Raw genomic sequence first — 18104 nt, forward strand, 5'->3', positions numbered from 1 at the left:
AGGGGGATGTCACCAGGCGCGGCACCCAGCGCATCACCAGGTGATAACCAGACGTCGAAACCATGGCCAAGGGCAACGCTGTAATGGCAGCGTTACGGCCACGGAACGGGGTGTGGGGAGGATGACTCCCCGCGCCCCGTTCGCGCGGCAGAATGCTCGGATCGGATCGAGTCGGATCAGGCTCGGCCAGTCCGAGCACTATTTAAAGCAGGGGCGCTACGCGCGTAGATAGGCCCCTTTTCCAAGGAGAGTGCGCCATCGACGCGTCCAGCAGCCCTCCGCTCACCGCGCAGTCGACCGCGGTCGAGCTGGCGGGGATCACCAAGCGTTTCCCCGGTGTGGTGGCCAACCACGACATCCACCTCAGTGTCCGGAAAGGCACCGTCCACGCCCTCGTCGGCGAGAACGGTGCGGGCAAGTCGACGCTGATGAAGATCCTCTACGGCATGCAGAAGCCGGACGAGGGCACGATCGTCATCGAAGGCGAGCAGGTCACCTTCTCCTCGCCCGGCGACGCCATCGTGCGCGGCATCGGCATGGTCCACCAGCACTTCATGCTCGCGGACAACCTCACGGTGCTGGAGAACGTGGTGCTCGGCAGCGAGAAGCTGCACGGCATCGGTGGCGGCGCCCGGAAGAAGATCAAGGAGATCTCCGACCGGTACGGGCTGAACGTCCGCCCGGACGTCCTGGTCGAGAACCTCGGTGTCGCCGAGCGTCAGCGCGTGGAGATCCTCAAGGTCCTCTTCCGCGGTGCCCGCACCCTGATCCTGGACGAGCCCACCGCCGTACTCGTACCGCAAGAGGTCGACGCACTCTTCGACAACCTGCGCGAGCTCAAGTCCGAGGGCCTCGCCGTCATCTTCATCTCGCACAAGCTGGGCGAGGTCCTGTCGGTCGCCGACGAGATCACGGTCATCCGGCGCGGTACGACGGTGGGTACGGCCGTCCCCTCCAAGACCACCCCGCGCCAGCTCGCCGAGATGATGGTCGGCAGCGAACTGCCCACTCCGGAGACCGCCGAGTCGACGGTCACGGACAAGCCCGTCATCCAGGTCGAGGCCCTCACCGCCTACGCGAGCGGCGGCGCCTCCCTCGGCGAGTTCGACGAGCCGGCATCCAGCGGTCTGCTCACGGAGGCCACGGCCGAGACCGCCGCCACCGTGAAGCGCGTCCTCGACGACGTCACCTTCACCATCCACGCGGGCGAGGTCATGGGCATCGCCGGCGTCGAGGGCAACGGCCAGACCGAACTCATCGACGCGCTGATCGGCCTCAAGCACGCCGACTCCGGCTCCGTCTCCTTCCTCGGCGAGGACATCACCGGCTGGGCCACCCGCAAGCGCCGCGAGCAGGGCATCGGCTACATCCCCGAGGACCGCCACCGCCACGGCCTGCTGCTGGAAGCCCCGCTCTGGGAGAACCGCATCCTCGGTCACGTCACCGAGAAGCCCAACGCGAAGGGCGTCTGGCTCGACATCAAGGGCGCCCAGGAGGACACGCGCCGGATCGTCGAGGAGTACGACGTCCGTACGCCCGGCATCGACGTCACCGCCGCCTCCCTGTCCGGTGGCAACCAGCAGAAGCTGATCGTCGGCCGCGAGATGAGCCACAACCCGAAGTTCCTGATCGCCGCCCACCCCACCCGCGGTGTGGACGTCGGCGCGCAGGCCGCGATCTGGGACCAGATCCGCGAGGCCCGCCGCGAAGGCCTGGCCGTTCTGCTGATCTCGGCCGACCTGGACGAGCTGATCGGCCTGTCGGACACCCTCCGGGTGATCTACAACGGCAGGCTCGTGGCGGACGCCGACCCGGCGACCATCACCCCGGAGGAACTCGGCTCGGCCATGACCGGTGCCGCCTCCGGACACCTGGAGCACGTAGCGGAAAGCGCCGCCCCGGAGGACGAGGCCCGATGAAGAAGTTCGACAAGGAGCGGGTGCTCCTCGCGGTGGCCGGCCCGGTCATCGCCCTCGTCGCGGCGATCGCACTGACCTCGGTCGTGCTGCTCGCCTCGGGCAAGAACCCGTTCGAGCCGTACGCCCTCATGCTTCAGCAGGCGACGTACTCCGACGTCCAGGTGCTGATCGTCAACCAGGCGTCGATGTACTACATCGCCGCACTCGGCGTGGCCATCGGCTTCCGCATGAACCTGTTCAACATCGGCGTCGACGGCCAGTACCGCCTCGGCGCGATGATGACCGCGGTGGTCGGCGCGCACATCGCGCTGCCGGGCTTCCTCCAGATCCCCGTGCTGATGATCGTCGCGATGGCCACCGGCGCCTTCTGGGCCGGTATCGCGGGCGTCCTGAAGGTCACCCGCGGTGTGAGCGAGGTCGTCTCGACGATCATGCTCAACGCGATCGCCACCAGCCTCATCGGCTACCTCACCGCCGAGAACATCTGGGGCCAGCAGGTCGGCAACAACAACACGACCGGCATCATGAAGAAGTCCGGCTGGTTCCCCGGCATCAACCTCGGCGCGGACGTCGGCGAGCTCTACGGCATGGTCTTCATCGCGATCCTCGCGGGAGTCCTGTTCTGGATCGCCCTCAACCGCACCCGGTTCGGCTTCGACCTGCGCGCCACCGGCGCTTCCGAGTCCGCCGCCGCGGCCTCCGGCGTCGACGCCAAGCGCATGGTGCTCACCGCGATGCTGATCTCCGGCGCGGTCGCGGGCTTCTCGGGCCTGCCGCTGCTCCTGGGCGACGCGCACACCTACAGCCTGAGCTTCCCGGCCGGCCTCGGCTTCGTCGCCATCGGCATCGCGCTGCTGGGCCGCAACAACCCGGGCGGCATCGCGCTCGCCGCCCTCCTGTGGGCCTTCCTCGACAAGGCGTCTCCCGCCCTCGACTACGCGACCCCGGTGGCGTACGACAAGGAGATCGCCACGATCATGCAGGGCCTGATCGTCTTCGCGGTCGTCATCTCGTACGAGGCCGTACGCGTCTGGGGCCTGCGCCGACAGCAGAAGCGGGTCGGTGAGGAACTGGCCGCGGCCGCCGCCAACAACAACTCCACGAAGGAGGTGGCTGCCCGATGAGCACCGCGACCGTCGCCAAGCCGCAGGCGCAGCAGCCCGGCAAGGGCAGCCGCCGATTCTCGCTCCCGGTACTCCTGCTGATCATCGCGGGTGTACTGATCCTGACGTCGATCGTCCGCCTGATCACCGGCGCCGACGGCATCACCTCCACCGGACAGATGTCCACGGCGCTGCGTCTCGCGGTGCCGATCGGCCTCGCGGGCCTCGGCGGTCTGTGGTCCGAGCGCGCGGGCGTCGTCAACATCGGCCTTGAGGGCATGATGATCCTCGGCACCTGGTTCGGTGCCTGGGCGGGCTACCAGTGGGGCCCGTGGACCGGTGTCGCCTTCGGCATCATCGGCGGTGCCCTGGGCGCCGTCCTGCACGCCATCGCCACCGTGACCTTCAACGTCAACCACATCGTCTCCGGTGTGGCCATCAACATCCTGGCGCTCGGCACCACCCGCTACCTCTCCAAGTTCACCTTCGAGAACGCACCACAGGGCTCCTCCAAGCAGTCCCCGCCGATCGACTCGCTCGGCACCTTCGACATCCCGGGGCTGTCCAGCTGGCTGGACACGCTCAACCAGAAGCACTGGTTCCTGGTCTCGGACATCGCGGGCCTGCTCGGCGGACTGGTCACCGACCTGTCGCCGCTCACCGTCGTCGCGGTGGCCCTGGTCCCCGCCACCTGGTGGGTGCTGTGGCGCACGTCCTTCGGCCTGCGCCTGCGCTCCTGCGGTGAGAACCCGGTGGCCGCCGAGTCCCTCGGCGTGAACGTCTACAAGTACAAGTACATGGCCGTGATCATCTCGGGCGGCTTCGCCGGCCTCGGCGGTGCCTTCCTGTCGATCGTGGCGTCGAACGTGTACCTGGACGGCCAGACCGCGGGCCGCGGTTACATCGGTCTCGCCGCGATGATCTTCGGCAACTGGATGCCGGGCGGCCTCGCCCTCGGCGCGGGCCTGTTCGGCTACACCGACAGCCTCAACCTGCGCGGCGGCGCCACCAACGTGCACGCGCTGATCCTGCTGCTGGCGATCCTGCTGGTCTTCGGCGTGGCCTACCTGCTGTGGAAGAAGCGGACCGTCCCGGCGCTGATCACGGCCGCGGTCTCGGCGCTGATGTTCGTCTGGTACCTCACCACCGACGAGGTCCCGCAGCAGTTCGTGAGCGCCACGCCGTACGTCGTGACCCTCCTCGTCCTCTCGCTGTCCGCACAGCATCTGCGGATGCCGAAGGCCGACGGTCTGCCGTACCGGAAGGGACAGGGCAAGTGACGTCCGCCGGCGCGGTTTCCGCGACCGTCGACTGGGAGGCGCTGAGGGAGGTGGCGCGTGCGGCCATGTCCCGCGCGTACGCCCCGTACTCGCAGTACCCGGTCGGCGTCGCGGCCCTCGTCGACGACGGCCGGACCGTCTCCGGCTGCAACGTCGAGAACGCCTCGTACGGGCTCGGGCTGTGCGCCGAGTGCGGCCTGGTCTCCCAGCTGCAGAACACCGGGGGCGGCCGTCTGACGCACTTCACCTGCGTCGACGGACGGGGCGAGATCCTCGTCCCGTGCGGACGCTGCCGCCAGCTGCTCTTCGAGTTCGGCGGCCCCGACCTGCTCCTGGAGACCCCGGCCGGGATCCTGCCGCTCTCCGAGATGCTGCCGCAGGCCTTCGGGCCGGACCATCTCACCAAGTAACGCCGTGCGGCCCCTCCTGATCGACTGATGTCAGGGAGGGGCCGCTCATCTTTCGGAAGGAAAGCCATGGCCATGGACGCTGTCTCCGTCATCCGCGCCAAGCGGGACCGTGCTGAACTCAGCGACGAGCAGATCGACTGGGTCATCGACGCGTACACCCGCGGCGAGGTCGCCGACTACCAGATGGCCGCCCTCAACATGGCGATCCTGCTCAACGGCATGAACCGCCGTGAGATCGCCCGCTGGACCGCCGCGATGATCGCCTCCGGCGAGCGCATGGACTTCTCGTCCCTGTCCCGCCCGACCGCCGACAAGCACTCCACGGGCGGCGTCGGCGACAAGATCACCCTCCCGCTGGCGCCCCTCGTGGCCGCCTGCGGCGCGGCGGTCCCGCAGCTGTCGGGCCGCGGCCTCGGCCACACCGGCGGCACGCTGGACAAGCTGGAGTCGATCCCCGGCTGGCGAGCGCTCCTGTCGAACGAGGAGATGCTGCACGTCCTCGACACCACGGGCGCGGTGATCTGCGCGGCGGGCGACGGCCTGGCCCCCGCGGACAAGAAGCTGTACGCGCTCCGGGACGTCACCGGCACGGTCGAGGCGATCCCGCTGATCGCCTCCTCCATCATGTCCAAGAAGATCGCCGAGGGTACGGGCTCCCTGGTCCTGGACGTGAAGGTCGGCACCGGCGCCTTCATGAAGACCATCGAGGACGCCCGTGAACTGGCCTCCACGATGGTGGGCCTGGGCACGGACCACGGCGTGAAGACGGTCGCGCTGCTCACCGACATGTCGACCCCGCTGGGCCTGACGGCCGGCAATGCCCTCGAAGTACGGGAGTCCGTCGAGGTACTGGCGGGCGGCGGCCCCTCCGACGTCGTCGACCTCACCATCGCCCTCGCGCGCGAAATGCTCGACGCGGCGGGCGTGAAGGACGCCGACCCGGCGAAGGCACTCGCCGACGGCTCCGCGATGGACGTGTGGCGCCGCATGATCGCCGCGCAGGGCGGCGACCCGGACGCCGAACTCCCCACCGCGCGCGAGCAGCACGTGGTGACGGCTTCGTCGTCGGGTGTCCTGACCCGCCTCGACGCGTACGACATCGGCATCGCCGCCTGGCGCCTCGGCGCCGGACGCGCCCGCAAGGAGGACCCGGTGCAGGCCGGAGCGGGCGTCGAACTGCACGCCAAGCCGGGCGACACGGTGACGGCGGGCCAGCCCCTCCTCACCCTCCACACGGACACCCCGGAGCGCTTCGAGTACGCCCTCCAGTCGGTTGAGGGCTCGTACGACATCGCGGCCGCGGGCACGGACTTCAAGGCGAGCCCGATCGTGCTGGACCGAATCGCCTGAGCCGTACGGACGCGGCATGACGCATGACTTATGACAGGGACCGGCGCTTTCACGGCGCCGGTCCCTCGCGCGTTCGCGACGCGATCACCCCAGCACGGCCGCGATGACCACCAGCACGGGCACGGCCAGCATCGTCGACAGCAGGATCGACTCCCGGGCCAGGGTCTCGCCGACCCGGTAACGCGAGGCGTACGTGAACAGGTTCTGCGCGGCGGGCAGGGCCGAGGTGACCACGACGTCGAGCAGGGGCGCATCCCGCAGCCCGAACACGCCGACGGCCAGCGCCCAGGCGGCCAGCGGCTGGCCCACCGACTTCAGCACGACGGAGAGCAGCACCGGGTACCGGTCGGAGCCGCGCCCCGGCAGGCTGCTGCCGCACAGCGAGATGCCGAACGCGAGCAGCACCGCGGGCACCGACATGCCCCCGATCAGCTTGAGCGGGTCGAGGATCGGCCCGGGTACGGTCAGACCGGTCGCCGATACCGCGACCCCGCTGAGCGAGCCGACGGCGATGGGATTGCGCAGCGGCGTGATCAGCCGCTGCCACAGCGGACGCCTCTCACCCTTCGTGGACAGGTCGAGGACGGTGAGGGCGATGGGCGTGACCATGATCTGCTGAAACAGCAGCACGGGCGCCACCAGCGAGGCGTCACCGAGCACATACACGGCGATCGGGATGCCCAGGTTGCCCGAGTTGACGTAACTGGAGCACAGCGCGCCGATCGTCGTCCGCCCCACGCCCCAGCCGCGTACGACACCCACCGCGACGAAGACCCCGGCCGCCGCAGCCGTACTCATCGCGGTGACCAGGAGCCGGCTGGAGAAGATCACCGACAGGTCGGCCTGTGCGAGCGTCGTGAACAGCAGCGCGGGCGACGCCACATGGAAGGCGAGCTTCGTCAGCACCTCCCGCCCGTTGTCCCCGAGATAGCCGCGCCGCCCGATGACGTAACCGACCCCGATGACGACGGCGATGACGGCGAAGCCGGTCAGCACGCCCTGCACGGAGCCTCCTCGTCCTGGGCGGGCCTGAAGCCGTCAGGTATCGCGGGAGGCACTGATTCGTGGGGCATACACCCAACCCAACCGGGCGGGCAGGGCGCAGGTCAATGTGATCCTGGTGATCCTGGGGGGGGACTGGTGATTCGGGAGGGACTGGTGATTCGGGAGGGACCGGTGATCCTGTACGGGCTCCGGCCGCGCCCCCGATGAGTTCCGCGCCCCTGGCCGGTCTACTGACTGTGGACGCCACGACACCCGACGTACTCGTGCTCGTACTGCCCGGACCCGTCACCCGTGACGAGGTACCGCGGCTCTGTGACGACGTGCGGGCGCGGCTGGAGTCGACCGGGGCCGGGTTCGTCGTCTGCGATGTCGCGGGGATCGGGCCGCCCGGTCTCGCCGCAGTCGACGTACTGGCGAGACTGGAGCTGGCGGCGCGGAGGGCCGGAGGCCGGATACGCCTGCGGAACCCGGACCCGGCCCTGCGCGCCCTACTGGACCTGGTCGGTCTCCGCTTCGAGCCGGAGGGGCAGGCCGAAGAGCGGGAACCAGCGGGCGGTGTCCAGGAAGAAGTGGAACCCGGCGATGCGCCCCTTTGAGATCTCCAGCACCTGGACGGACCACGGGACGTAGCCGCCCGCTTCCTCGCCCGCTTCCTCGTCCGGCTTGTACTGGGCGAAGCCCGGCAGGCCGTTGACCTCGACCGGCACCAGGCGGGAGCCCTCGCAGGCGGCGCCGAGTGTCGTCATGAAGCCGGTGATGTCGTCCGTGCCGCGCAGCCACAGGTCGAACGGCGGCATCGTCATGATCGCGTCCTCGTGGAGCAGCGCGGTCAGCGCCGTCATGTCGTACCCCTCGAACGCGGCGACATAGCGCTCCAGGAGCTTCTGCTGCTCCTCGTCGAGCGGGTCGGAGGTGGCGGCCTCCGCGCCGTCGCTCTCCGCGAGGGTGGCGCGGGCCCGCTGCAGCGCACTGTTCACCGACGCGACCGAGGTGCCGAGCAGCTCGGCCACCTCGCTCGCCTTCCAGGCGAGGACTTCGCGGAGGATGAGCACGGCCCGCTGCTTGGGCGGCAGCTGCTGCAGGGCGGCCATGAAGGCGAGGCGCACCGACTCCTTCGCGATCGCGGCCTCGGCCGGGTCGGTGACCGTGGGCAGCACGCGGGCGTCGGGCATCGGCTCCAGCCAGGTGTTGTCCGGGCGGGGGGTGAGGGCGGCCTGGGCCAGTGGGGAGGGAGCGGTGAGGTCCATGGGGCGGGCCCTCTTGTTGCCCGCGTTCAACATGTCCAGACACACGTTCGTCGCGATCCGGTACAGCCAGGACCGCATGGACGAGCGGCCCTCGAACTTGTCGTAGCTGCGCCAGGCGCGGACCATCGTGTCCTGCACCGCGTCCTCGGCCTCGAAGGACGAGCCGAGCATCCGGTAGCAGTACCCCGTCAGCTCGACCCGGTGCTTCTCCAGGCGCACATCCAGGTCTGTCGTCGTCGCCGTACCGTCGCTCATAGCCAACCCACCCCTGTGGCTCTTTCCGCCTTCACGCCAACACTCCGGAAGCTACCGCAGCCCACTGACAATGGCCCCCCGACTAACAAAACCCGCAGGTCAGACGGTTGTGGCCGACCAGTTCCCGCGCCCCCGCCGCCCCTACCCGTCCCATCCTTCTGGGGCTCCGCCCCAGACCCCGTGGGTTGTGTTTCGTCTGCGGGCCGGTGGGGGCTTGTCGCGCCCCGCGGCGGAGCCGCAAATGTCACAGCCCCGCGCCCCTAAAAGGGGCGCGGGGAACTGCGCAATCTTTTGGGGGTCTGGGGGCACAGCCCCCAGGAACGGATGGGACGGGTAGGGGCGGCGGGGGCGAAAAACGCCCAGCCGGAACCGATCGTGCCGGAGCCCGCGTCTTGGGGGGCGTGCAGCGTCAAGGCTCAGACGGCGGCAGCGCCGTGACCCGCGTCCGTGTGGCAGGAGGTGTCCTCCTCGTCGCACACCTCGCGCTCGTCGCCTGGATCACACTGCGCCCCCTGGACGTCCCCTGGGTGAGCGCCGCCAACCTGCGGCCGTTCGCCGGCATCAGAGCCGACCTCGCGCTGGGCCCACAGGAGGCGGCCCGCCGCATCGCAGAGGGCCTGGGCCTCCTCGCCCCGCTGGGCGTCCTGCTCCCCATGGCGGGCGGCAAGCTCACCGCCTCCCCCCTCGGCTCCCTCCTCCGCACGGTCGCCGCGGGCGCCCTGCTCTCACTGGGCATCGAGCTCCTGCAGACCGGTGTCCCCGGCCAGGTGGTGGACGTCGACTCACTGCTGCTCAACACGGTCGGCGTGGCCCTCGCACACCTGGCGATCGTGCCCGCCCTCAGGGCCGGGCTACGCCGCCGGGCCGAGACCCGACGCCGCGCGGCCCTCCCCCGGGAGGACGCGGCTCAGGGTCGGACCCCGACGATTCCCAGGGTCGGGATCGCACCGTAGAGCGACGCTTGACCCACTTCGTCCCCGTAGCGTTGAAGACATCGAAGCCGGACTCACCGGCCTTCAACCACGGTTCGCGAAGGAGCCACCATGACCGCCCTTGCCCGCCCCACCAACGGCCGCATGATCGGCGGAGTGTGCGCAGCGCTGGCACGGCGCTTCGGCATCTCCGCGACCACGATGCGCGTGATCTTCGTGATCTCCTGCCTGCTCCCGGGCCCGCAGTTCCTGCTGTACATAGCCCTGTGGATCCTGTTCCCGTCCGAAGACAAGGCCCGCACGGCCTGGTGAGGCACGGCTCCCGCAGCTGAACGCGCCGGTGGGGCGCACCCCGACCAGGGTGCGCCCCACCGGCGTTCGTGCAGACGGCGGCCTCAGCCGAGCGGCAGCCCGTTCACCGGCAGACCGTGCGTCGGCAGCCCCTGCGGCGGCAGCCCGCCGAGCAGCCCGGCCACGGGCGCGGTCGGCCCGTTGGCGAGCACCTTCGCGGCGACCGGCTGGGCCGCGGCCACACCCGCGCCGAGCGCGCCCTGGCCCTGGGCGAGCGCCTCACCGGCACCCGGCAGCGCCTTGGCGACGTTCTCCGCCGGCAGCGTGTGGGTGACGGTGTCCAGCGCCGTGGCGGTGTCCGGCACAGCCGGCGCCGCGTTCGCGGCACCCGCGCCAACAGCGGCGAAGGCGGCACCGAGAGCGGCGACACCGAGGGTCTTGGCAGCAGACTGCTTCATTTTGAATGCGTCCTTGGATCCGAGAGACGGGGAGGTGAGCGGTCCAAAACCGTAAACATGCAAAGCCACCCTCCGCAAACATCAAAAAGCGGCGGAGTCATGGAGAATGAGTGAAGACCCGACCGCTTCCCGACCCCTCCGATCAGGCGTGATCCCCCACAGGACCGCTGGTGGAAGCGGTCTGCTGGAACAGCCATTCGGACTTCAGCTCGGCATATCCAGGCTTGATGACGTCATTGATCATCGCCAGTCGTTCATCGAAAGGAATGAATGCTGACTTCATAGCATTGACCGAGAACCACTGCATGTCGTCGAGCGTGTAATCGAATGCCTCGACAAGGTGCTCGAATTCGCGACTCATACTGGTCCCCGACATGAGCCGATTATCCGTATTCACGGTCGCCCGGAAATGCAGCCGTCGCAGCAGTCCGATCGGATGGGCGGCGTAGGAGTCGGCGGCGCCGGTCTGGAGGTTCGAGCTGGGGCACAGCTCCAGCGGGATGCGCTTGTCGCGCACGTACGAGGCGAGCCGGCCGAGCTTCACCGAGCCGTCCTCGAGGACCTGGATGTCGTCGATGATCCGTACGCCGTGGCCGAGCCGGTCGGCGCCGCACCACTGGAGCGCCTGCCAGATGGACGGCAGCCCGAAGGCCTCACCGGCGTGGATGGTGAAGTGGTTGTTCTCGCGCTTGAGGTACTCGAACGCGTCGAGGTGCCGGGTGGGCGGGAAGCCGGCCTCGGCACCGGCGATGTCGAAGCCGACGACACCCAAATCCCGGTACCGGTTGGCGAGTTCCGCGATCTCCAGGGCGCGCGCCGCGTGCCGCATGGCGGTGAGCAGCGCACCGATCCGGATCCGGCGGCCGCTCTCCCGGGCCCGCCGTTCCCCTTCCCTGAAGCCCTCGTTGACCGCCTCGACGACCTCTTCGAGGGTGAGCCCGGCTTCCAGATGCTGCTCGGGGGCGTACCGGACCTCGGCGTAGACGACACCGTCCTCGGCGAGGTCCTCGGCGCACTCGGCGGCGACCCGGACGAGGGCGTCACGGGTCTGCATGACGGCACAGGTGTGGGCGAAGGTCTCCAGGTACCGCTCCAGGGAACCGGAGTCCGCGGCCTCACGGAACCAGATGCCGAGCTTGTCGGGATCGGTCTCGGGGAGGCCGGAGTAGCCGGTTTCCTGGGCGAGTTCGACGATCGTCCCGGGGCGCAGGCCCCCGTCGAGGTGATCGTGCAGCAGGACCTTGGGTGCCCGGCGGATCTGTTCCGAGCTCGGGGTGTTCGGGATCTGGCTCGTCATTTTCGCACTGTACGCCCTACGCGCGTAGATCTCCTGTTGGACGGATCCGTCGATATGTAACGGTGACCGTGCGGACGGGTGGCGTACACCGACGCTTCTGACACTGTTCTGTCATGGCACAGCAAGCGACGCCGGTTCGCAGGGCCCGGCTTGGGAGGGCGCTCGGCCCGGAGCCGACGACGGTCAACGGAGTGGTTCTGCTGCTCCCGGGCGGCGAGGAGACCTCCGCCCGAAGACCGTCCCCCATGATGGCAACCGCCTCTGTACGCACGTTGGGACGCCGCCTCACCCGCGCGGGACACGCGGACGGCCTGGTCACCCACGTGGTGCACTACCGGTTCCGGGGCTGGAACGGCAGTGAGGCGCACCTGGCGCGCGACGCGTCCTGGGCGGCCGACGAGGTCGTACGCCGCTACGGAGACGTTCCGGTATGCCTGGCCGGAGTGGACATGGGCGGCCGGGCGGCGCTGCGCGCGGGCGGTCACACGGCCGTCAACTCCGTACTGGCGCTGGCCCCTTGGCTGCCCGAGGAGGACATGGCGGCGCCACCCGAACCGGTGAAACAGCTGGCCGGGCGACGAGTGCTCATCGTGCACGGCACGAACGACGAGCGCACCGACCCGGAGTTGTCCTTCCGGCTCGCGGCGCGGGCGAAGAAGGCGAACCGGGACATCTGCCGGTTCGAGGTTCACTCCGACGGACATGGGTTGTACCAGCACCGGGGCGAAGTGCATGCGCTGGCGGAGGACTTCGTGATGGGCACGTTGTTCGGGCGCAGCTTGTCGCGCCCTTTGGAGGATGCGTTGGCTGCGCCGCCGCCGTTGGGGTTGCGGATGCCGCTTGCTTCTGGGTTCGGGAAGGCTTTGCGTCGATAGGTTGTGGGTCGGGTGCGGGTGTGTGGGGGCTGGGCGCGCAGTTCCCCGCGCCCCTGAAAGACCTGCCGCTCAGTCGGGTAGCAAGTGGCCCCTTCTCGACAGCAGGAACTTCTTGAAAGCCGCTACTGGCGGGGTGTCCGGGTGGCCGTCCAGCCAGGCCACGCCGATCTCGCGTACCGCTCTCGGGGCGGTGACCGTGAGCTCCACAACTCCTGGGCGGGCGACGGCAGGCGGGGGTAGGAGGGCGACTCCGAGGCCGGCGGCCACGAGGCCTCGCAGGGTCTCGGCCTCCTCGCCCTCGAAGGCGATGCGGGGCTTGAAGCCTGCCTCCTGGCAGAGGTCGTCGGTGATGCGGCGCATGCCGTAGCCGGGTTCCAGGGTCACGAAGGTCTCGTCGGCGGCTTCGGCCAGGCGGATGCGTTTGCGGGCGGCGAGGCGGTGGTCGGCCGGTACGACGAGGCGGAGTTTCTGCTCGTCGAGGCGGCGGCCCACCAGGTCGGGCGCGTCCGGCACGGGCGAGGTGAGACACAGGTCCAACTCGCCCGAGCGGAGTCGCTCCAGCATCGCCTCGCCGTAGTTCTGGACGAGGCTGAAGCGGACCCGGGGGTGATCGGCGCGGAAGGCGCGGATCAGGCCGGGGACGGTCTCCGAACCCATGGTGTGCAGAAAGCCGAACGCGACCTTGCCGGTGGCCGGGTCGGCGTCGGCGCGTACCTCGTCGGCGGCACGCTCGATCTCGGCGAGGGCACGCTCGACGGAGGAGAGGAACGTCCGCCCCGCGGCCGTGAGCGAGACGGTCCGCCCTCTGCGCGCGAACAGGTCGACGCCCAGGTCCTGTTCGAGGCGGACCATGGCCCGCGACAGCGTGGACTGCGGGACCTGCATCTCCTGCGCGGCCCGGGTGACGTGCTCGGTGCGGGCGACGCCGGCGAAGTACGCGAGGCGCGGGGCGAGCACCGCGACAATGTCTTCTGTGTCACTGGACGGTGACAGGTGAGCTTCTGACCTCTGCTGATGCACCATGGGAACGATTATGGCGATTCCATGCATTGGACGGATGAGCGGCGGGGTCCTTAGGTTCGAGACATGCCTTCCGCCAGTACCGAGGCGTCCACCACCGTGGGCGCCGTCCCGTCCGTTTCCACCGCCGCTTCCGCCGCCGTCAGCGATGCCGACTCCCGTATGGCCCCGGGCGGGCCCGGCTACCGCCGGATGAGTTTCGCCCTCTTCCTCGCGGGTGTCGCGACCTTCGCGCTCCTCTACTCCACGCAGGCCCTCCTGCCGCTCGTTTCCTCGGACTTCGGGGTCAGCGCGAGCGAGGCGAGCTGGACGGTGTCGGCCGCGACGGGTGCGCTGGCGCTCTTCGTCCTCCCGATGAGCGCGCTGTCGGAGCGTTTCGGACGGCGTACGTTGATGACGGCGTCCCTGGTGATCGCCGTGACGGTCGGTCTGCTGGTCCCCTTCGCCCCGTCGATCGGCGCGCTGGTCGCGCTGCGGGCGGTGCAGGGCGCGGCGCTGGCCGGGCTTCCGGCGTCGGCGACGGCGTATCTGGCGGAGGAGGTCCGCCCCAAGGCCCTGATCACGGCGATCGGTCTCTTCGTCGCGGGCAACAGCGTCGGCGGGATGAGCGGTCGGGTCATCACCGGCTGGGTCGCTCAGGAGTGGGGCTGGCGGGTGGCCGTCGGCACGATCGGGCTGATCGCGGTGGCTTGCGCGGTGGCCTTCCGGCTTCTCCTCCCGGCGCCCCGGCACTTCACGCCGGGCTCGTTGCGGCCGCGGGTGCTGGCCCGGACGGTCCGCGGCCACCTCGCGAATCCGCTGCTGTGCCGGCTGTACGCGATCGGTGCGCTGTTCATGACGGTGTTCGGCGGGGTCTACACGGTCATCGGCTACCGGCTGACCGAGGCCCCGTTCTCGCTCCCCCAGGGCATCATCGGCTCGGTCTTCCTGGTCTATCTCGTCGGTACGGTGTCGGCGTCGACGGCGGGCAGGCTGGTCGCCCGCCTGGGCCGCCGCGGCTCCCTCTACCTGGCGGGCGGCACGACGACCTCGGGCCTGCTCCTCTCGCTGGCCGACTCGCTGATTCTGGTCCTGCTCGGTCTGGTCCTGATCACCGCGGGCTTCTTCGCGGGGCACGCGGTCGCTTCTTCCTCGGTGAGTCACACCGCGCAGGAGGGGCGGGCGCAGGCGTCGGCGCTGTATCAGTCGGCGTACTACGTCGGGTCCAGCGCCGGCAGCACGCTCGGTGCGGTGGCGTTCCACTCGGGGGGCTGGGCGGGCACGGTGACGCTCGGTCTGCTCGCGGTCCTCGGCGTCGTGTCCATCACGGTGTTCGGCTCCCACGCGGCCCGGGCCCAGTCCCGCCGCAACCCGGCCCTGGCCCACTGACAGCGTTCTGCGCCCCCAGACCCCCGCTGAAAAGATTGCGCAGTTCCCCGCGCCCCTTCTTGGGGCGCGGGGAACTGCGCAATCTTTTGGATCAGCCCCCACCCACCCGCAGCCGACACACAACCGATAGGACGGGTTACGAGCCGTCCACCGACGTTGATGGTGGGGACTTCGTGGCGGGGGCGGAGCGGACCTCGGGGGTGCACTCGTAGCTGCGGAGGGGGGACGGGGCGGGGCCGCCGAGGATGACGGAGCCGTCGTCGCGGGCCGCGGCGGAGTCGGAGAAGGTGCAGATGATCTGGGCCAGGGCGGCGGACGTGAGGTTCTCGGGCTGGGTGCTCAGCCGGAGGGTGTCCTCGGGGTCCTTGTCGATGGGCCCGCTGACCGTCATGCCGCCACGCACGTTCGTCGTGTACCCACCCTGCCGCTCCGTGGCGGAGGGCGTCTCGGCGAGCTCGTCGAGAAGCCCCTGAGCCACCAGAACCCGCCGCGCCGCCTCCGCCGTACCGTCCGGAATACGCACCGAGCGGTCGACGGTCACGAGCTGCCCGGAACACAGCAGGAAGACCTGGACGGGAACGCCCCGGGAGGACTGGGTGGAGATGTCCGGGCCCGAGAGGGCGCAGGGGACGAGGGAGGGCGCCGGGCCGAAGTCCGTCGGTACCTGGGTGGAACGGATGCCGCAGCCCGCGAGCAGCACGGCGAGCAGCGGGACGGCCAGCCAGGGCCGTACGCCCCGTAGACGGAGGGGACGGAGGGGTCGTGCGATGGTCATCCGGCGGTGCCCCCCGTGCAGTTCCCGTTCCCGTTCTCGTCGCGCGCGTCGTCGGCGATCAGTTCCGACGCGTCCTGAGGCAGCCGCAGCGTGAAGACCGCGCCCCCCTTCGGCGAGTTCGCCGCCGTGATCTCGCCGCCGTGGATGTGCGCGTTCTCCAGGGCGATGGACAGGCCCAGGCCGCTGCCCTCGGAGCGGGGGCGCGACGCGCTCGCCTTGTAGAAGCGGTCGAAGACGTGCGGGAGGACGTCCTCGGGGATGCCGGGACCGTGGTCCTGGACCTCGATCACCAGGGCGTCGGCCTCCTTGCGCACCGAGACCCGTACCGGCGAACCGCCGTGCTTGAGCGCGTTGCCGATCAGGTTCGCCAGGATCACGTCGAGGCGGCGCGGGTCGAGGCGCACCATGACGCCGCGCTCGGCGTCCAGGTCCACCGCGTCCAGCCAGGCGCGCGCGTCGATGCACGCGGTGATCTGGTCGGCGATGTCCACGTCGTCGAGGACGAGACGGGCGGTGCCCGCGTCGAAGCGGGTGACCTCCATCAGGTTCTCGACCAGGTCGTTGAGGCGGCGGGTCTCGCTGACGACCAGGCGTACGGCCGGTTCGATCATCGGGTCGACGCTGCCGGTCTCCGCGTCCAGTTCCTCTTCCAGGATCTCCGTCACGGCGGTGATCGCGGTCAGTGGCGTACGGAGTTCGTGCGACATGTCGGCGACGAAGCGACGGGATGCCTCGTCCCTCGCGCTCATGTCGTCCACGCGTTTCTCAAGAGCCTCCGCCGTGTGGTTGAACGTACGGGAGAGGTCGGCGAGTTCGTCAGTACCCGATACGCGCAGCCGGGTGTCCAGCTTGCCCTCGCCGAGGCGGCGGGCCGCGATGCCCAGGCGGTGGACCGGCTTGAGGACCGTGGTCGCGGCGGCCTGTGCGAGCAGTGCCGAGCCGATCAGGGCGAGGCCGGTCGCGATACCGAGCGACCAGGCCAGGGAGTTGAGGTCTTTGGCCTCCGGCTCCAGGGACTTGAGCATGTAACCGGTCGTCGTGCCGCCGATCACCTTCGCGCCGCCCACCAGGTACGGCTTGTCGTGGTCGGTGATCCGCTGCCAGTACAGGTGGTACGCCGACTTGTTGTTCGAGGAGAGCGGCTGCTTCCTGTTCACCGCCTTCTGGAGGGACTTGGGTACGTCCTCCAGCGTGAAGGTGTCCAGCGCGGAGTTGCCTACGACGGTCTTGCCGTTGGTGTCCTGGGCGACCAGGAGCACGCTGAAGCGCTGGCTGCTGTTGGCCATCTGACCGGCCGTGCGCTGGAGTTCGTCCTGTGCGGGATTCTCCGGCAGCATGCTCGCGTGGTTGCGCATCTCCTGCTGGAAGTCGCGCAGCACCGCGTCCTGCGTACGCGTCAGCACGGCCTCGCGGTTGAGCCAGTACGCGATGCCCGACGCCGAGACGGCGGCCGTGAGGGCGACGAGTCCGAACACCACGACCAGCCGCAGTCGCAGGCTGGTGAAGCGCAGACCGGACAGGATCGCCTTGCGCGCCGCGGCCCAGCCGCGGAGCTTGTCCTGCGGTTTGGTCACTGAGGATTGTCCAGCCGGTAGCCGACTCCGCGCACCGTGCGGATGAGGGTGGGCGAGGACGGCACGTCCTCGACCTTCGCGCGCAGGCGCTGCACACACGCGTCCACCAGACGCGAGTCGCCGAGGTAGTCGTGCTCCCACACCAGACGCAGCAACTGCTGGCGGGACAGCGCCTGTCCGGGCCGGCGGCTCAGCTCCAGGAGCAACCGCAGCTCGGTGGGCGTCAGTTGCAGATCCTCGCCGTTCTTGGTGACCGTCATCGCGGCACGGTCGATGACCAGCGAACCGAACGTCGCCGAGTCGTTCGCCTCGCGCTCACCACGCCGCAGCACGGCACGGATCCGGGCGTCGAGCACCCGGCCCTGCACGGGCTTGACGACATAGTCGTCGGCGCCGGACTCAAGCCCGACCACGACGTCGATGTCGTCGCTGCGCGCGGTCAGCAGAATGATCGGCAGCTGGTCGGTGCGCCGGATGCGCCGGCACACCTCGAATCCGTCGATGCCGGGCAGCATCACGTCGAGGACGATCAGATCGGGCCGCTGCTCGCGCAACAGCTTCAGACCGTCCTCACCGGTGGCAGCGGTGGCCACGCGGTGTCCCTGGCGCGTCAGTGAGAGCTCCAGGGCCGTCCGGATGGCGTCGTCGTCCTCGATCAGCAACAGGGAAGGCACGGACGTCATTCTGGCCCATGTCATGGCCGGGTATCGACCGTTGGAGCGCTCCCACCCATCTCCCGCACAGAAGGAAGGCCTCTCCCGCGGGGAAGTAGGCCCCCGAGTGGTCATCTGCGTAGTCGTATCGCTCTTCTCTGTGATCGCGCTGTGGCGCGCCTGCGGATGGGCCCTGTGACAGGTCTGTGACAGTCGGCGGACACGGCCATGAAGTGGCCCGGGCAAGCTTTTCGACACAAGCAGGGAAGCACCGCTGAACAAGCAGAACAAC

General features: G+C 69.6%; 18 protein-coding genes. 10 read left to right on the plus strand and 8 right to left on the minus strand.

Going from position 1 to position 18104, the window contains the following annotated elements:
• Positions 1–257 precede the first annotated feature (257 nt).
• From OG975_RS29950 to OG975_RS29970, 5 genes are all read left to right on the plus strand, one after another.
• Positions 258–1919, plus strand: coding sequence for an ABC transporter ATP-binding protein (locus OG975_RS29950; protein WP_406336530.1), 1662 nt, complete (start codon positions 258–260; stop codon positions 1917–1919).
• Positions 1916–3043 (plus strand): ABC transporter permease, encoded by a 1128-nt coding sequence (locus tag OG975_RS29955; protein WP_406332482.1) that lies wholly within the window; start codon positions 1916–1918, stop codon positions 3041–3043. Before OG975_RS29950 ends, OG975_RS29955 begins: the two co-directional genes overlap by 4 nt.
• The gene (locus OG975_RS29960; RefSeq protein ID WP_406332483.1) at positions 3040–4302 is read left to right on the plus strand and encodes an ABC transporter permease; all 1263 of its coding nucleotides are present in this window, start codon (positions 3040–3042) and stop codon (positions 4300–4302) included. Before OG975_RS29955 ends, OG975_RS29960 begins: the two co-directional genes overlap by 4 nt.
• On the plus strand, positions 4299–4712 hold the full coding sequence (locus tag OG975_RS29965; protein WP_406332484.1) for a cytidine deaminase: 414 nt from the start codon (positions 4299–4301) through the stop codon (positions 4710–4712). Before OG975_RS29960 ends, OG975_RS29965 begins: the two co-directional genes overlap by 4 nt.
• Before the next feature lie 66 nt (positions 4713–4778).
• Positions 4779–6062: a thymidine phosphorylase gene (locus OG975_RS29970; protein ID WP_406332485.1), complete on the plus strand. Its 1284-nt coding sequence runs from the start codon at positions 4779–4781 to the stop codon at positions 6060–6062.
• A gap of 84 nt (positions 6063–6146) precedes the next feature.
• Here the strand turns inward: OG975_RS29970 and OG975_RS29975 are convergent, their stop codons facing one another.
• Positions 6147–7067 carry an AEC family transporter gene (locus OG975_RS29975; protein ID WP_406332486.1) on the minus strand — a complete coding sequence of 307 codons (921 nt, stop codon included), beginning with the start codon at positions 7065–7067 and terminating at the stop codon, positions 6147–6149.
• A gap of 203 nt (positions 7068–7270) precedes the next feature.
• Between OG975_RS29975 and OG975_RS29980 the strand changes: the two genes are divergently transcribed.
• On the plus strand, positions 7271–7663 hold the full coding sequence (locus OG975_RS29980; RefSeq protein WP_406332487.1) for an STAS domain-containing protein: 393 nt from the start codon (positions 7271–7273) through the stop codon (positions 7661–7663).
• On the opposite strand, the gene OG975_RS29985 is transcribed toward OG975_RS29980, so the two are convergent.
• Positions 7556–8569, minus strand: coding sequence for a sigma-70 family RNA polymerase sigma factor (locus OG975_RS29985; protein WP_406332488.1), 1014 nt, complete (start codon positions 8567–8569; stop codon positions 7556–7558). The genes OG975_RS29980 and OG975_RS29985 overlap by 108 nt on opposite strands.
• A 401-nt stretch (positions 8570–8970) precedes the next feature.
• Here OG975_RS29985 and OG975_RS29990 point away from each other — a divergent pair, with 401 nt between their 5' ends.
• Entirely contained in the window at positions 8971–9522 is a 552-nt protein-coding gene (locus OG975_RS29990) for a VanZ family protein (protein WP_406332489.1), read from the plus strand.
• Between the two features lie 90 nt (positions 9523–9612).
• Complete coding sequence (locus OG975_RS29995; RefSeq protein WP_406332490.1) at positions 9613–9813, plus strand: PspC domain-containing protein; 201 nt, start codon at positions 9613–9615, stop codon at positions 9811–9813.
• Positions 9814–9896: 83 nt separating this feature from the next.
• Here the strand turns inward: OG975_RS29995 and OG975_RS30000 are convergent, their stop codons facing one another.
• A complete protein-coding gene (locus tag OG975_RS30000; protein WP_406332491.1) occupies positions 9897–10250 on the minus strand; it encodes an ATP-binding protein in 354 nt (117 codons plus the stop codon).
• A 142-nt stretch (positions 10251–10392) separates the two neighbouring features.
• Entirely contained in the window at positions 10393–11547 is a 1155-nt protein-coding gene (locus OG975_RS30005; RefSeq protein ID WP_406332492.1) for an adenosine deaminase, read from the minus strand.
• Positions 11548–11660: 113 nt separating this feature from the next.
• Here OG975_RS30005 and OG975_RS30010 point away from each other — a divergent pair, with 113 nt between their 5' ends.
• Positions 11661–12422 (plus strand): alpha/beta hydrolase family protein, encoded by a 762-nt coding sequence (locus OG975_RS30010; RefSeq protein WP_406332493.1) that lies wholly within the window; start codon positions 11661–11663, stop codon positions 12420–12422.
• Between the two features lie 69 nt (positions 12423–12491).
• Here the strand turns inward: OG975_RS30010 and OG975_RS30015 are convergent, their stop codons facing one another.
• Positions 12492–13445 carry a LysR substrate-binding domain-containing protein gene (locus OG975_RS30015; protein ID WP_330306900.1) on the minus strand — a complete coding sequence of 318 codons (954 nt, stop codon included), beginning with the start codon at positions 13443–13445 and terminating at the stop codon, positions 12492–12494.
• 63 nt (positions 13446–13508) lie between these two features.
• Between OG975_RS30015 and OG975_RS30020 the strand changes: the two genes are divergently transcribed.
• Positions 13509–14810, plus strand: coding sequence for an MFS transporter (locus OG975_RS30020; protein ID WP_406332494.1), 1302 nt, complete (start codon positions 13509–13511; stop codon positions 14808–14810).
• Between the two features lie 136 nt (positions 14811–14946).
• Here the strand turns inward: OG975_RS30020 and OG975_RS30025 are convergent, their stop codons facing one another.
• From OG975_RS30025 to afsQ1, 3 genes are read right to left on the minus strand one after another with little or no spacing between them, the layout of a single operon-like run.
• Positions 14947–15585 (minus strand): hypothetical protein, encoded by a 639-nt coding sequence (locus tag OG975_RS30025; RefSeq protein WP_406332495.1) that lies wholly within the window; start codon positions 15583–15585, stop codon positions 14947–14949.
• Entirely contained in the window at positions 15582–17159 is a 1578-nt protein-coding gene (locus OG975_RS30030) for an ATP-binding protein (RefSeq protein ID WP_406332496.1), read from the minus strand. Before OG975_RS30030 ends, OG975_RS30025 begins: the two co-directional genes overlap by 4 nt.
• On the minus strand, positions 17156–17833 hold the full coding sequence (gene afsQ1, locus OG975_RS30035) for a two-component system response regulator AfsQ1 (RefSeq protein WP_099505496.1): 678 nt from the start codon (positions 17831–17833) through the stop codon (positions 17156–17158). The genes OG975_RS30030 and afsQ1 overlap by 4 nt, the downstream gene beginning before the upstream one ends.
• Positions 17834–18104: the final 271 nt, after the last annotated feature.

The organism is Streptomyces sp. NBC_00203 (assembly GCF_045206325.1).
Taxonomy (GTDB): Bacteria; Actinomycetota; Actinomycetes; order Streptomycetales; family Streptomycetaceae; genus Streptomyces; species Streptomyces lutosisoli.